Consider the following 12867-nt stretch of genomic DNA (forward strand, 5'->3'; position numbering starts at 1 on the left):
TCCCGCCCCGGCCGCGAGGTCGGCGTGGGAGCTTTTTCATATTCGCGCACGGGAGACGCAATACTTGCTCCCAGGTTGGATTACGATTGCCGGGTGATCATTTCCCAATCGTCCAATCCCCTCGCACCGCGCCTGCCACGATCGTGGCGACGAACAATGAGTGCGGCCGCACTGACCACTGCACTCGCCCTCAGCACCGCGGTTGCATTCAGCGAGGAGGACGGCTTCCCTGCCGTCGCCTCTGCGGATACCCCTGCGGAGAGCCGCCCGCAGGACGCCTCGGTCGGCGTCCTGCCTGCCACGAATGCGTCGCTCGCAGAAGAGCTTCTCAAGAGCCCGCCACGCGGCCTGAACGGAGCTTTCCCTCAGCTTCCCGGAGTAGATCCGGTGGTGGCGCAGCGCATTGGCGTCCTCATCGCACTCATCGCGGTACTGGGCGTTGCGATTCCGATTGTGGGCACCGAGGGGTCGTCGAAGAACACTGCTCCCGACGATGACTATGAAGGTGGAGGATCGCTCCAACGTCGCACCGTGCAGGCAGGCGGTAGAACCCGCGAGTTCAACGTCGTACTGCCCGCCCACTATCACCAAGGCGATGCCTACCCGGTCATCATCGCCTTTGGCGGTTGGCAGCATTCTGCTGAGCGCTCGCGTGAATACATGCGACTGGAATCGGTCGCTCGTGACGCAATCATTATCTATGCGCAAGGAATCAACAATGCTTGGGGCGGCGCACCATACGCTGACACGACTGTGGACAACGACATCGACTTCGTCCGTGCCGCGATCGACGATGTTGCGACCAACTTCGGTGGCGAGCGGGACCACGTTGCTGCGATCGGGCTATCCAACGGCGGTGGCATGGCTGCCGCGTTGGCGTGCCACGCACCAGAATTGGTCAAAGCAGTTGCTTCGGCTGCCGGTGCGTACTACGACCCGACCGTGAGCAACTGCACGTCCGGCGACGTGGCGACGCTCCTGCTGCACGGGACGAACGACGACGTCGTGGGGTATTTCGGCGGAACCCGACACGGCGCGCACTTTCAACCCGTCGACCGTGTGTTTGCTACGTTTGGCCGGAAGAACGGTTGCTCGACGCAGCTCATTGAAACCCCCGGAGCGTTTTCCACCAGTTTTGAGCCCACGAGTTGTCTCACGTCCACTCGACTTGAGCGCGTCGACGGTGGCGGCCACACGTGGTTTACCAGCCCTGACGCGACGACGGAGTCCGTAAATTTCGTCCTCAACGAGCTCTAACGCCGCGCCAAAGCGGTGCTGCGGGGACTATGCCGCAGCATTGCGCGTTACTGCCCCAATGCGAGTGCGCCGCGTAGAAAGAGCACAACACCGACGACGAAAAAGAAGCAGCCAGCGCCGATGTCAATGAAGGGGCCTGCCCCTAACATCCGGCGCCGGACGCGCTCTGTAGAAATGACCTGGGTATACGCCGCAAACAACGCGAAAGAGCTCAACCACAGCGCCAAAATAACGACAACCGCCGTCAGCGCCGAAGGGTGCGCCGGCAGTAGCGGGGCGATCATCGCTGAGAGGCCGAGAACAATTTTCGGGTTCGCCAGGTTCGTGGTCAGCCCTCGAATGTAGCTGGCCCGTGGCGTGCCGAGTCGGCGTGCAGCCTCAACCGTATTTGGTGGAGGCTTCCTCCTCTCAGCCCAACCGCTACGTACGTTGCCAATCCCCATCCATGCCAAGAAAGCGCCACCCAATACCTGCACGGCCTCGAGTGCCCACGGAAATGCATTGAGGAGCGCAGTCGCACCGATCACTGTCAACGTGCACCACAGCAGCACCCCAGTTTGCGTCCCCAGAGTCGTGGCCCACGCATGGGTGCGCGACCGAGTCCCTGTCCGCGTAATCAGAATGATGTCCGGCCCCGGTGATGCCGCACCCAGCAAGTTCAGGCCGACGATGACAGCCAGGTCCCCGAACCCGATCATGCGGTCGGTCCCAGCAGATCTTCGCGGCCAAACATACGCGCAGTTTCCCGCGCTGAAGGCTGCCCTGCCTCTGGGCTCGCGTCGGCGGCAAGCAGCACGCTCACCATGTCCTCGTCGCCTTTAAACACCGCACCGGCGAGAATGCTCTGGCCGCGGGAGTTGAGGAGTTCAACATCTGCTCCACGGCTGAGCAAACCACGGACCACATCCACATGCCCTGAATAGGCGGCGAGCATGAGCAAGCTATTGCCGTCCTGATTGGACAAATTCACATCCACTCCGGCGTCAACGTAGTCCAAGAGCGATACGTCGCCGGAACGTGCCAAGTTGAACATCTTGGTGGCAAATTCCCGCACTTCCTCGGGAATCTTCTCGTCTTGGTGGGCAGGATTGCTCGTGCGCTCAATGGTCATACCGAAAAACTATCACGCGAGCTGTGCGAGGCGGCGGACAGCGTTCTCCACCGCAAACTCGGGAATACCGCCATTGCCTTTCACCTCTGCGTCCAGGTCTGCCACGATGATCACGGCCTGCGACACTGCCTCAGAGGACCACCGTCGCGCGAGCTGCATGGTCTTCTTCACCCCATACGGTGGCATACCGACAACCCTGGCAAGCTGATTTGGGTCCCCACGCTCCCCTTGCAACTTTGCGAGGTCGCCGACCTTATACGCCAACGCCGCTGCAATAGCTACAGGATCCGTGCCCAGTTGCAACGCCCGGCGCGTTGACGCCAGTGCTTTGTCCGCACGGCCCTGCAGCGCGAGTTCCGCAATATCGAACCCGGCTACTTCTGCAACGCCCGTGTAATACTGACGGACTGCTTCGACCGTGACTTCGCCGTTTGTGTCCGCCACGAGCTGACTGACAGCGGACGCCAGCTCCCGCAAGTCAGATCCCACAGATTCAAGCAGCGCGGCGACGACGTCCTGATGCGGGCGAACGCCGTGACGACGAAACTCGGACGTAACCCATGCGGGTCGGTCCCGAGGGCCAACCGGATTTGCAGGATGTACTTCAGCGATTTTCTGAAATTTCTTCACCATCGCCTTTTGGCGCCCACCGCCGGTGTGCTCAATGATGAGCGTCATGCCCGGGGCAGGATCCATGCATGCGCTCAGGAGCACCTGGGTGGGCTCTTTTCCGGCTATTTCTGCCTTTTTCACCACCACGACACGTTCTTCGGCGAAGAGGGATGGGCTTGTTGCCATCGCGATTTCGCCTTCGGTGACGTCGCCTGCACGCAGCGTGGAGACCTCCGCAGCAGGGCCAATCTGGTCGATGATCTCGTTGGTGATGCGCTCCGCAAGAAACGCCTCTTCACCGAGTACGAGGTGCACGGGGTTGAGCATGTCCACCATCTTAGGGGCCGGAACCGCGAAGCTCCTGCGTGCCATCGGCGTAGAGTCGCACGGGACCATCGCGGTTGGGAAACAGCACCGGGATACCGGATGCCGTTTGCACGGGCCGCGAGTGTGGCCGCCCGGTTTCAAGCACCACTACAACCTGCGTTCCTGCTGGAATTGGTTCGACGTCTTCCTTGCTTTCTACGACGTGTGCAGTAAGCTGCCCCGGATCAAGCGTGCGACCATGCCCGGCAAAGGGGGCCTGCAACACGAGGATCAACGACACAATTGTGGCAAACGTCAGTCTCGGACGTCCCGCGACCAGGCCCGCGACGATCCATCCGTAGGCGACGAGTGCGGCCGCTGGCGTGGCGTCGATAAGCGCGAAAGGCATCTCCGATCCCCAAGTTGCGACCTTGTGGACCCACCACGCGAACGGTTCCATTGCGCGCAGGAGCACCACCTCGAGGCCTCCTGGCAGCAACGCGAGAACCACCGCGATCAAGCCGAGGACCGTGATGAGGGGAACCACTGGGGCGACGAGGACATTCGCAGCCACCGAGACAAGCGATACTTGCCCCGACATCAGCGCAATGATTGGTATCGTCGCAAGGTCAGCAGCAATTGCTACAGCCAGCGCTCGAACCACAATGTCCGGCCACCCGGTAACTGCAAGGGCGCGGTAAAGCAGTGGGTTGAGCGCGACAATCCCGGCAGTAGCCGCGACGGACAGCGCGAAACCGAAATGCACCGCCAGGTCTGGGTCGATAAAGATCAAGACGATCACGGACAAACACAACGCGTGAATGGGCTCGACTCTTGCCGACGCCACCACCGCCACGACACCGACCAGTCCGGTCACAGACGCACGCAGCACGCTCGGATCCGGACCAATCAGCGCGGCAAAGAGCGACAGTGCTATCGCCGCGGCAATGAGGCGCCCCCGCAATCCAAGGCCTACAAGCGATGCGACAACGATCGCAAACGTTGTCACAATCGCCACGTTCGCACCAGACACCGCGGACAGATGGCTCAGCCCCGTGTCAATGTATGCCTGTTGCTCCGCCTCGGTTTGATATTGCGTATCCCCAAGTACCATTCCCGGGATGAGGCCTCCCGCAGCATCCCCAACATTTGCCTGCACAGATTGTCCAAATGTCGCACGGACATGGTGCGCAAACGCGGCAAAACCGCGCGGCGCAGCAACAGTGTCCACTTCGCCGTTTACTGTCACCGTCCCGATCCCAGGGAACGTGGACTCCCGTACCTGGCCGGATACCACTACGCTTGCGCCTGCAACGACAGAGTCATCCAGCTCCGGTGCGAAGACTGGAATCTTCGCTGGGTAGCCATCAAGGCTCACGTTTGTCAGGAACCCGCCCGAGCTCAACGGCTTAGGCTGGCCAAGCACCGTCGCGGGGAATTCTGCACTGCGACCAACCTCGTGGCTCAGCGCAAAGGATGCTGCAGTACGGATACGCAGAGACGTACCAACAATGGATGCAGCGCCAAGTCCGGCGACCAGGATCGCCTGCCCCTTTTGCCGCGCACAGAAAAACACCAATGCTGTCGCCACTACAAAGAAGCCTGCGGGGAGCAGGCCGATGAGCAGGCAGCAGATGGTTGCTCCCCACACGACGAGGGCTGCCGGAGCGAGTCGGAGTTCCTGCATAGCTACAGCGTGATCTGGTCTTTGAGGGCGTCAAATTTGGCTGGGCCGATCCCCTTGACGTCCATGAGGTCCTCCAGCTTGGCAAACGGGCCGTTTGACTCCCGGTGGGCAACAATCGCCGCCGCTGTGGCGTCACCAACACCTGAAAGACTGGTCAGCTCTTCTGCTGTAGCGAAGTTGAGTGAAACGAGCCCACCTGCGCCACCCGCCGGAGGCGCACCGCCCGACTGGGCACCGCCAGCTCCGAGCTCGTGAGGAACCGGCGGCGCGCCTTTGCTTGGCACAAGGATCTGTTGGCCGTCGACGAGCAACTGCGCTTGGTTGAGCTGGTAGATGTCCGCGTCACCGGTTGGCCGTGCCACGTTAACGGCATCCGCGATTCGGGCTCCGTCTTGCAGCGTGACAAGCCCCTGGTTTTCCACTTGCCCAATCACGGAAACCACGATTTGGCCACTGGATTCTGCTTCAGTTGCAGTCGATTCCCACTGGGGAACAGACTCGCTGTGAGAGGGTGGGCGGGTGATGGCCCACCCACCGACCGCCAGAAATACGAGCACCACCGCGCTGATGGCATATTTTGGAGCCACCTGGATGCGGGGCGGCGGATATTTTACGTTGAGGAGATCCTCTTCCCCCGTCGGACGAGTGAGTTCTTTAATTCTTGCTAAAGATTCCATATCGCGATAATACGCAATATTCGAATCAATCGGAAGAGGAAACGCACTATTCGATCAACATCGCAAGTAAGTGAATCTGGCCCGTGGGGCACCGACGAAGATCACGCAGGCGAATTACGCCGCAGGCCGCCCCTGCGAAGAGAAGACGACCGAAAGTCCAATAGCCCCACTACCGGTGTGAACTGCGAGCACATCCACCAGAGGCGCGACAAGTACGCGTGACCCGTTTGGCAGCACCTCTCTGAGTGTTTCCGCCAACTGCTCAGCAGCGTCCTCGCATTCGGCGTGTTGGACCGCAGCAAACACAGGGAGGTCCTCAGCGCGCTCCATCACAAGTTCTGCCAGCTTGGCAAACGCCTTCGTCTGCGTCCTCGTCTTCCCCGCCAGCTCGAATTTTCCCTCGTGCAACCGAAGAATGGGCTTCGTTGCCAACAGTGCTGCAGACAGCACCGCCGTGCCAGTTGAAAGCCGCCCGCTCTTACGAAGGTCATCAAGCTGGCTCAAGTACAACCACGTTTCGGAGCGCTCGATCGTGGCCCGTGCCATCTCCTCGCATTCGTCCAAATCAGCTCCCTCACGTGCAATCGTTGCCGCCGCCATCGCTGCGGCTCCAACTGCCATACCGGCAGCGTTTGTGTCCACCACTCGCACGTTTCCAGGAAAGACTCCCGCCGCCTGGACAGCCGCGGACCACGTTGAAGAAAACGATTTCGACAGATGCAAGGCGACGACGCCGTCGTCGCCTCCACGCTCGAGTTGGCGGCCGTAGCACGCAGCAAGCTCGATAGCGGTGAGTCCGCTTGTCGACGCCCCCTCGTCCCCGTCCAGCACGTGGAGGTCAACCACGGCAATATCCAACTCTCGCAGGAGCTCCTCCGAGAGTCCCGCTGCAGAATCAACGACTACGCGCACCGTCATGGCACGACCAGCCCTTGGTTCCAGGCTTCGAGGTACCACTGCATTCCGGCATCGGGCTCACTGTAGGCAGGCATCGCGTACAGGCGCGCTGTATTTGTATTGCCTAGGCTCTTAAATAATGGGAATTGTGACACGTCAAGTCCCAGCAGGTTCGCTGTCAGCGCCGAGATCGTCCCTCCGTGCGCAACCAGGAGCACCGCGGAGTCATCCCACGCGTCGTATTCTGCAAGCAGCTCCTCAACAACCGGACGCGCGCGCTGCGCAACTTCGACGCGGCTTTCCCCTTCTGGTGGTGCCCACGCGGCATCGTTGCGCCAGCGAGCCCGCGCACCTGGGTGGGCCGCATCGACTTCTGCGTGCGACTTGCCCTGCCACTCGCCGAGGTGGGTCTCTCGGAGCCGAGCATCAGTCGACACGGGAAGCCCCAGCCGATCCGCGATGATCTGCGCAGTATTTGCCGCACGCTGGAGATCGGAAGCAACAATCTTTGACACTCCGAGCTTGGCCACCAATTCCGCAGCCGACCGCGCCTGCGCCAAACCGGTCTCCGAAAGCGGGGAGTCTAGGTGTCCCTGCATCCTGTTGGTCGCGTTATATGTAGTTTGCCCGTGCCGCAGCAGAATTAGCCGGCGCTGCATCGGCGCTCCTTTGCTCGTAATCAATGTGGCGCGTTGAAAAGGGGATCAACGACGTTGGTTGCTGACGGGGTGGGCGTCGTCAAGCGTTAGTCTTCGTCCTCCGCGACCTCACCGGCAAGCGGCAGGTCTTCCAAGGTTTCGACCTCGCGAACGTCTCCGAAGTCGCTCGGGCGCTCATACGGCGCGATGCCCTCAACCGAGATCGCCGGGCAATCGGCATACAACCGGTCCAAGCCGTAAAACTCGCGCTCCGCTTCGCGCTGCACGTGCACCACAAAGTTTCCGTAGTCAAGCAGCACCCACCTGAACTCACGGTTCCCTTCCCGACGCTTCGGCTCGAGTCCAGCCGCAGTGAGCTCAGACTCGACCTCATCGACAATGGAAGCGACCTGCCGCTCACTGCCTGCAGAGACGACTACAAAAATGTCCGTGATGCCCATGACCTGGGAGACATCAAGGACGGCAATGTTCGTGCCAAGCTTTTCGTCGGCCGCCTTTGCGGCAATCGTGGCTTGATCGATGGAGACCTGCGCTGCACTCAAGAAGCAATTCCTTTTCGCTGATAACAATAATGCGCCCCCATTCTCCCACGATGAGCGCGCAAAGTGCCACTTACTGGTAGAGCTGGTTCTTCCCGATGTATTGCACGACGCCGTCGGGAACCAGATACCAGACTGGCCTCCCCTGTCCTGACCGTTCCCGGCAGTCGGTCGATGAAATCGCCATTGCTGGAATCTCAATCAGATGCACGCGCCGCTGAATTTCCTCCGGAAACATGTCCTCGCTGAGCTCGTAACCGGGGCGCGTCACGCCGACAAATTCCGCGAGCTCAAACATGTGCTCCCAGTCGCGCCACGACATAATCGAGCTCAGCGCGTCCGCTCCCGTGATGAAGTACAGCTGCGCGTTGGGAAACTGCTCGCGGAGATCACGCAGCGTGTCCATCGTGTAGGTGGGCCCTCCCCGGTCAATGTCGACGCGAGAGACAGAGAACCGCGGATTTGACGCTGTGGCGATCACCGTCATCAAATACCTGTCTTCAGCGGCAGTAATTGTGCGTCCCGCCTTCTGCCACGGGTTACCTGTGGGCACAAACACCACCTCGTCGAGCTGGAAGCGGTCCGCGACCTCACTCGCGGCGACGAGGTGCCCATGGTGGATGGGGTCGAAGGTGCCGCCCATGATGCCAATGCGCGCGGCATCATCCAACGAGTCTGCAAAAGCGTCGTCCATGCTGCTTAGCGTACGCGGGACGTCGCTCGCATGATGCCACGACTCAGCTGTTCTGACCGGACCGTGGCAACCGGCCTAGTAGCGGACTTGGTCCACAAACCTGCCGAACGAGTCCGATACCTGGTTGTCCCACCGGGAGCCCCAGATGAAGTAGCGCCCGTGATTACCGCCGTTTCCCTGAGAAGCGCGCAGCGTCTGCACGGAAAGGTCGCAGACACCATCGAGGGGCAGGCAGTAGTTCACGCGGTTGCCAGTGCCAGCGGCCGTGCGGGAGTTAAACGGTAAGAATCCGAGAATGCCGCCCGCGCCGCCGCCCGGCACGCCAACGGTGGACGGGTCACCGGCAGCGGTATTCGGATTGCCAAAGTAGACCACACCGGCGAGCTGGCCGCGCCGCGCGAGCTCACGCTCGTGCTCGAGCATGATCATTGCGCCCTGGGAGTATCCCGACAGGATGTACTGCGGGTGGCAGCCCGTCGTAGCTTCGTACCCGTTGATCATGGCCATCACGCCAGTGCGACCAACTTGCACAGAGTCGAGGAACTCGTTCCCGGCGCGCATCGCCATGCGTAGCACGGGGACGGAGTATTGCATTGCGAGGCTAAACGCCTGCAGCGCTGTCGTCGGCGCAATGACGTTGGGGACCTCATACTCGGGGTACACAGCCGGGTAGAAACGAGGCTCAAGGCCGAGTACTTCGACGTCCTTCATCAGGGAATTGCCGCCGTGCGTGGCCGCGTAACGCCCTTCAGCGTGGCGGAGGAAGGCACGGATCGTCTGCCCTTCCCAGCCGTTCGACACCCACGGCGCCTGCGGGGAGTAGCTTGTGCGGAATATCTGGTCATTTTGTCCGGACCCGCGCGCGGCAACAAAGGCAACGGCTGGGCATCGGTGCTGCGCTTCGGCCTTTGGGGTCGGGCTCAGCGGACTCGCGACAACGGTAATTGCGGCAACCAGGGCGATGACGATCGCGCAGAGGCGAGCGCGGAGATTGGCATGGGAATTTAACACGCCAATGAGCATATAGCCAGTTGCCGTCAATGTCTCATTACGATCACGGGCGGGTCTGACCATCCCCCTCCAAGATCCACTTTGTGCTGGTCAGCTCGGGAAGCGCCATCGGTCCGCGCGCGTGCAACTTCTGGGTCGATATACCAATCTCTGCGCCCATTCCGTATTCAAAGCCATCAGTAAAGGCAGTCGAAGCGTTCAGCACGACTGCCGCAGCATCGACCGAATCGGCAAACTGCTGCAGCGTCGACGCGTTCAGCGACGCGATCGCCTCGGTGTGCCCGCTGCTGTACGCAGCGATGTGCTGAATCGCACCGTCGACGCTCTCAACCACGGCGCACGCAATGTCCATCGAAAGGTACTCCTCAGCCCAATCAGCCTCGGTAGCCTCAATAATTCCTTGCGCCTGAAACGCGCCAAGCTTTTCGACGTCGCCGTGCACCGTCACCCCCGCTTCCTGCAATGATTGGACGATTCGGAGTTTGTCTGCATCCGGGAGCGCGGCGTCGATAAGCACTGTCTCCGTCGCGTTACATACGGAGCACCGGCGGGTTTTGCCATTGAGGAGCATTGCGATGGCGTCGTCGAGTTGGGCGTCACGGTCAATGTAAATGTGACAATTGCCGGTACCGGTCTCAATAGTCGGAACAGTGGCGTTTTGAACGACTGCATCGATAAGCGCCGCGCTACCGCGCGGAATGACAACGTCCACCAGACCGCGCGCGGTGATGAGCTCCTGCACCGAATCGTGGCTTTCACACGGCAGGAGTTGCACCGTTTCGCGCGGAAGGTCGAACTGGTGGAGGGCGTCCTGGATAATGTTCACCAAGGCGGAGTTGGAATGAACCGCCGACTTCGAGCCCCGCAAAAGCGCAGCGTTGCCTGCCTTCAACGCCAACCCGAATGCGTCAACGGTGACGTTGGGCCGCGCTTCGTAAACCATGCCCATCACCCCGAGTGGAACGCGAACCTGTCGCATGCGGATGCCGTTAGGCATCGTATGCCCTCGGAGCACCTCGCCGATGGGATCGCTGAGGTTCGCCACCTGCTCTAGGCCGGCGGCCATCGCCTTGACACGCTGTTGGCCGAGTGCCAGGCGGTCCACCATCGCCTCTGACATACCGGTGGCGCGCGCCGCCTCGACGTCCTTCTCGTTGGCTGCCAGGATTTCGTCCGCTCGCTCCACTAGAGCACCCGCGGTAGCAATGAGAACGCGGTTCTTCACCGCGGTCGATATTTTCGCAAGCAGCGGCGCGACCCGCTTCGCTTCACGCGCAAGCTCCGCCACGGACACCGCTTCGTCACCGGATTGGGCAGTGCCATCCGCTGTTGTGTTTCCACTCATCCTAGTATCCCGCCTCGACGTCGACTTCGGTGCTCATCGATTCGCCCGCGGCAAATAACTCCCAGTTTCTGGCCGCAAGCGCGCCAACCCGGCGGGCCATAAAGCGCGGAATGTTCGCAGTGTGGGGCGTAATCACCACATTATCCATCTCCCAGAGCGGATGGTCTGCAGGCAGCGGTTCGGGGTCCGTTACATCCAATCCGGCACCCGCAATAGCGCCGTCTTGCAAGGCTGTTGTCAGCGCCTCCGTATCAATCAGCGCTCCCCTCCCTACGTTGACGATCACCGCGTTATTCCGCATCTTCGCCAGCACCGTGGCATCAACCAAGTGCCGAGTTTCCGGAGTCAGTGGCGCCAGGAGAACGACACAGTCGGATTCGGACCACACAACTTCCATCGCTTCGACATCCCCCATGGCAACGGTGCGATCAGCCCCACTGACGTCACGGCCTGACCGATTCACTGCGGTAATTTCGACGCCGAACGGCGCGGTAAATTCGATGAGCTTCTTCCCGATGCCGCCCGCGCCGATGATCGCGAGCTTCTTCGCGTCAAAAAGGTACTCAGTTTCGCCAAAGAGTTGCTCCTGGTTCCACTCGCGAGACACTGCCTTGTGGCGGTGGAGCACAGCGAGGAGCAGTGCCAGCGTCGCTTCTGCAACCGTGTCGTCGTAGATTCCAGCTGCGTTGGCGAAACGGACACCGCACCCAGCGTGGCGGGCAAGAATTCCAGCTTCAAGCAGCTGCTCAACACCCGCGTAACCAATCTGCACGACCTTGACGCTTTCCGGCAGTTCAGCGGGGAAATCCGACGCTCCGCCGCGGAAGATTAGCAAGTCAGGGTTCTCCGAAAGGTCGACCATTTCATGACCAGCTGCGCGCAGGTGGTCCGCGGACTCTTTCCACGGTGAGGGCAAAAATGCGTACTTCATGCCCCCACAGTAATCGCTACAGGCGGCTCGCGTACTGAGAAAGGTAGTCCGCATGCACTACCGGCCGACGCTTGGATTCTTCCAGCTCGGTAGTGTGCTTGCCCAACATCCCATGGAGCTCTTCGGCATCAAATGCAACTTCACCGCGCCCAACGACCTCGGAGTCAGGGCCGAGGATCTCTACAATGTCGCCTGCGTGAAAATCGCCCTCGACATCAGTAATACCCACCGCGAGCAAACTCGTCCCACCCCGAGTCACCGCGTCAACCGCGCCGGCGTCCAAGCGCAGCACGCCCTCTGCGTCTGCAGCATAGAGCGCCCAGAACTTCCACGCCCGTAACTGCGATTCCGGTCGTGTATGGAATACCGTCCCGCAATCGGCCGGACCGAGCGCCTGGTCAATATTGCTTGCCGACGTCAACAACACCGGTACTCCACCCCGCGCCGCGAGCCGTGCCGCCGACACTTTGGCCGCCATACCCCCGGTTCCGAACGCGCCTCCGTCGCCCGCAGCGACTCCCTCGAGGTCGCGGCCACTGCGAACCTCACTGATGAACGTTGCATTGGGGTCGGAGGGGTTTCGGTCATACAACCCGTCGACGTCGGACAAGAGCACGAGTGCGTCCGACGAAGTCAGCGTGGCTACGATGGCCGAGAGCCTGTCGTTATCACCAAATCGCATTTCTGTCGTGGCGACCGTATCGTTCTCGTTCACGATTGGCACGGTGCCAAGCTGCCGCAGCCGGTCAATGGTCCGCTGCGCGTTGCGCGCACGCTCGCGTGCCCCTGCGTCTGCTTGCGTCAGCAGCACCTGGCCGGTGGTTCGCCCGTAGCGTGCAAAGGACGACCCCCAAGCCTGGGCAAGATGGACTTGTCCCACTGCTGAGGCGGCCTGCTTGGTCGCTAGATCGCGCGGACGCTGGTGCAGTCCCAGCGGCTTGCACCCGGCCGCAACAGCACCAGACGAGACGACGATGATGTCAGTTCCCGTGCTCATACGTGCATGCAACGCATCCACGAGCGCGTCGATTTTCGCAGTGCTGACTGCCGAATCCTCATTGACTAAGGAACTCGAACCAATCTTCACCACGACCCGGCGCGCCGCAGCAATCTGTGCACGCAGCTCGGATTCAGAGGCCAT

Annotated in this window: 14 protein-coding genes; 1 reads left to right on the forward strand and 13 read right to left on the reverse strand. The window is 61.1% G+C overall.

What is annotated here, in order from left to right:
- The first annotated feature begins 156 nt into the window (after positions 1-156).
- Positions 157-1257: a PHB depolymerase family esterase gene (locus FPP74_RS05270; RefSeq protein ID WP_144717327.1), complete on the forward strand. Its 1101-nt coding sequence runs from the start codon at positions 157-159 to the stop codon at positions 1255-1257.
- A gap of 47 nt (positions 1258-1304) precedes the next feature.
- Here the strand turns inward: FPP74_RS05270 and FPP74_RS05275 are convergent, their stop codons facing one another.
- The 13 genes from FPP74_RS05275 to proB all read right to left on the reverse strand — a co-directional run bounded on the left by FPP74_RS05275 (position 1305) and on the right by proB (position 12867).
- Complete coding sequence (locus FPP74_RS05275; RefSeq protein WP_144717329.1) at positions 1305-1955, reverse strand: LysE family translocator; 651 nt, start codon at positions 1953-1955, stop codon at positions 1305-1307.
- A complete protein-coding gene (locus tag FPP74_RS05280; RefSeq protein WP_144717331.1) occupies positions 1952-2368 on the reverse strand; it encodes an ankyrin repeat domain-containing protein in 417 nt (138 codons plus the stop codon). The genes FPP74_RS05275 and FPP74_RS05280 overlap by 4 nt, the downstream gene beginning before the upstream one ends.
- A 12-nt stretch (positions 2369-2380) precedes the next feature.
- Positions 2381-3316 carry a DNA polymerase III subunit delta gene (holA, locus tag FPP74_RS05285; RefSeq protein ID WP_144717418.1) on the reverse strand — a complete coding sequence of 312 codons (936 nt, stop codon included), beginning with the start codon at positions 3314-3316 and terminating at the stop codon, positions 2381-2383.
- A 1-nt stretch (position 3317) separates the two neighbouring features.
- Complete coding sequence (locus FPP74_RS05290) at positions 3318-4973, reverse strand: ComEC/Rec2 family competence protein (protein ID WP_144717333.1); 1656 nt, start codon at positions 4971-4973, stop codon at positions 3318-3320.
- Positions 4974-4975: 2 nt separating this feature from the next.
- Entirely contained in the window at positions 4976-5650 is a 675-nt protein-coding gene (locus FPP74_RS05295) for a helix-hairpin-helix domain-containing protein (RefSeq protein WP_095537337.1), read from the reverse strand.
- Positions 5651-5764: 114 nt separating this feature from the next.
- A complete protein-coding gene (locus FPP74_RS05300) occupies positions 5765-6568 on the reverse strand; it encodes a DegV family protein (RefSeq protein ID WP_095275457.1) in 804 nt (267 codons plus the stop codon).
- Entirely contained in the window at positions 6565-7206 is a 642-nt protein-coding gene (locus FPP74_RS05305) for a histidine phosphatase family protein (RefSeq protein ID WP_095537339.1), read from the reverse strand. Before FPP74_RS05305 ends, FPP74_RS05300 begins: the two co-directional genes overlap by 4 nt.
- Before the next feature lie 86 nt (positions 7207-7292).
- A complete protein-coding gene (gene rsfS / locus FPP74_RS05310) occupies positions 7293-7748 on the reverse strand; it encodes a ribosome silencing factor (protein WP_144717335.1) in 456 nt (151 codons plus the stop codon).
- Between the two features lie 70 nt (positions 7749-7818).
- On the reverse strand, positions 7819-8439 hold the full coding sequence (gene nadD, locus FPP74_RS05315; RefSeq protein ID WP_095275454.1) for a nicotinate-nucleotide adenylyltransferase: 621 nt from the start codon (positions 8437-8439) through the stop codon (positions 7819-7821).
- A gap of 75 nt (positions 8440-8514) precedes the next feature.
- Complete coding sequence (locus FPP74_RS05320) at positions 8515-9240, reverse strand: cutinase family protein (protein WP_233125583.1); 726 nt, start codon at positions 9238-9240, stop codon at positions 8515-8517.
- A 253-nt stretch (positions 9241-9493) separates the two neighbouring features.
- Positions 9494-10795: a glutamate-5-semialdehyde dehydrogenase gene (locus FPP74_RS05325; RefSeq protein ID WP_144717337.1), complete on the reverse strand. Its 1302-nt coding sequence runs from the start codon at positions 10793-10795 to the stop codon at positions 9494-9496.
- Position 10796: 1 nt separating this feature from the next.
- The gene (locus FPP74_RS05330) at positions 10797-11726 is read right to left on the reverse strand and encodes a D-isomer specific 2-hydroxyacid dehydrogenase family protein (protein ID WP_095535406.1); all 930 of its coding nucleotides are present in this window, start codon (positions 11724-11726) and stop codon (positions 10797-10799) included.
- 16 nt (positions 11727-11742) lie between these two features.
- Positions 11743-12867, reverse strand: a complete 1125-nt coding sequence (proB, locus tag FPP74_RS05335; RefSeq protein WP_144717340.1) for a glutamate 5-kinase — start codon at positions 12865-12867, stop codon at positions 11743-11745.

The organism is Corynebacterium sp. NML180780, from assembly GCF_007786415.1.
Classification (GTDB): Bacteria; Actinomycetota; Actinomycetes; order Mycobacteriales; family Mycobacteriaceae; genus Corynebacterium; species Corynebacterium gottingense.

Bases quoted from the DNA above. Each gene is read 5' to 3' on its own strand.
- FPP74_RS05270 (WP_144717327.1), top strand. From the start codon at position 157: ATGAGTGCGGCCGCACTGACCACTGCACTCGCCCTCAGCACCGCGGTT.
- FPP74_RS05275 (WP_144717329.1), bottom strand. From the start codon at position 1,955: ATGATCGGGTTCGGGGACCTGGCTGTCATCGTCGGCCTGAACTTGCTG.
- FPP74_RS05280 (WP_144717331.1), bottom strand. From the start codon at position 2,368: ATGACCATTGAGCGCACGAGCAATCCTGCCCACCAAGACGAGAAGATT.
- holA (WP_144717418.1), bottom strand. From the start codon at position 3,316: ATGGTGGACATGCTCAACCCCGTGCACCTCGTACTCGGTGAAGAGGCG.
- FPP74_RS05290 (WP_144717333.1), bottom strand. From the start codon at position 4,973: ATGCAGGAACTCCGACTCGCTCCGGCAGCCCTCGTCGTGTGGGGAGCA.
- FPP74_RS05295 (WP_095537337.1), bottom strand. From the start codon at position 5,650: ATGGAATCTTTAGCAAGAATTAAAGAACTCACTCGTCCGACGGGGGAA.
- FPP74_RS05300 (WP_095275457.1), bottom strand. From the start codon at position 6,568: ATGACGGTGCGCGTAGTCGTTGATTCTGCAGCGGGACTCTCGGAGGAG.
- FPP74_RS05305 (WP_095537339.1), bottom strand. From the start codon at position 7,206: ATGCAGCGCCGGCTAATTCTGCTGCGGCACGGGCAAACTACATATAAC.
- nadD (WP_095275454.1), bottom strand. From the start codon at position 8,439: ATGGACGACGCTTTTGCAGACTCGTTGGATGATGCCGCGCGCATTGGC.
- FPP74_RS05325 (WP_144717337.1), bottom strand. From the start codon at position 10,795: ATGAGTGGAAACACAACAGCGGATGGCACTGCCCAATCCGGTGACGAA.
- FPP74_RS05330 (WP_095535406.1), bottom strand. From the start codon at position 11,726: ATGAAGTACGCATTTTTGCCCTCACCGTGGAAAGAGTCCGCGGACCAC.
- proB (WP_144717340.1), bottom strand. From the start codon at position 12,867: ATGGCCTCTGAATCCGAGCTGCGTGCACAGATTGCTGCGGCGCGCCGG.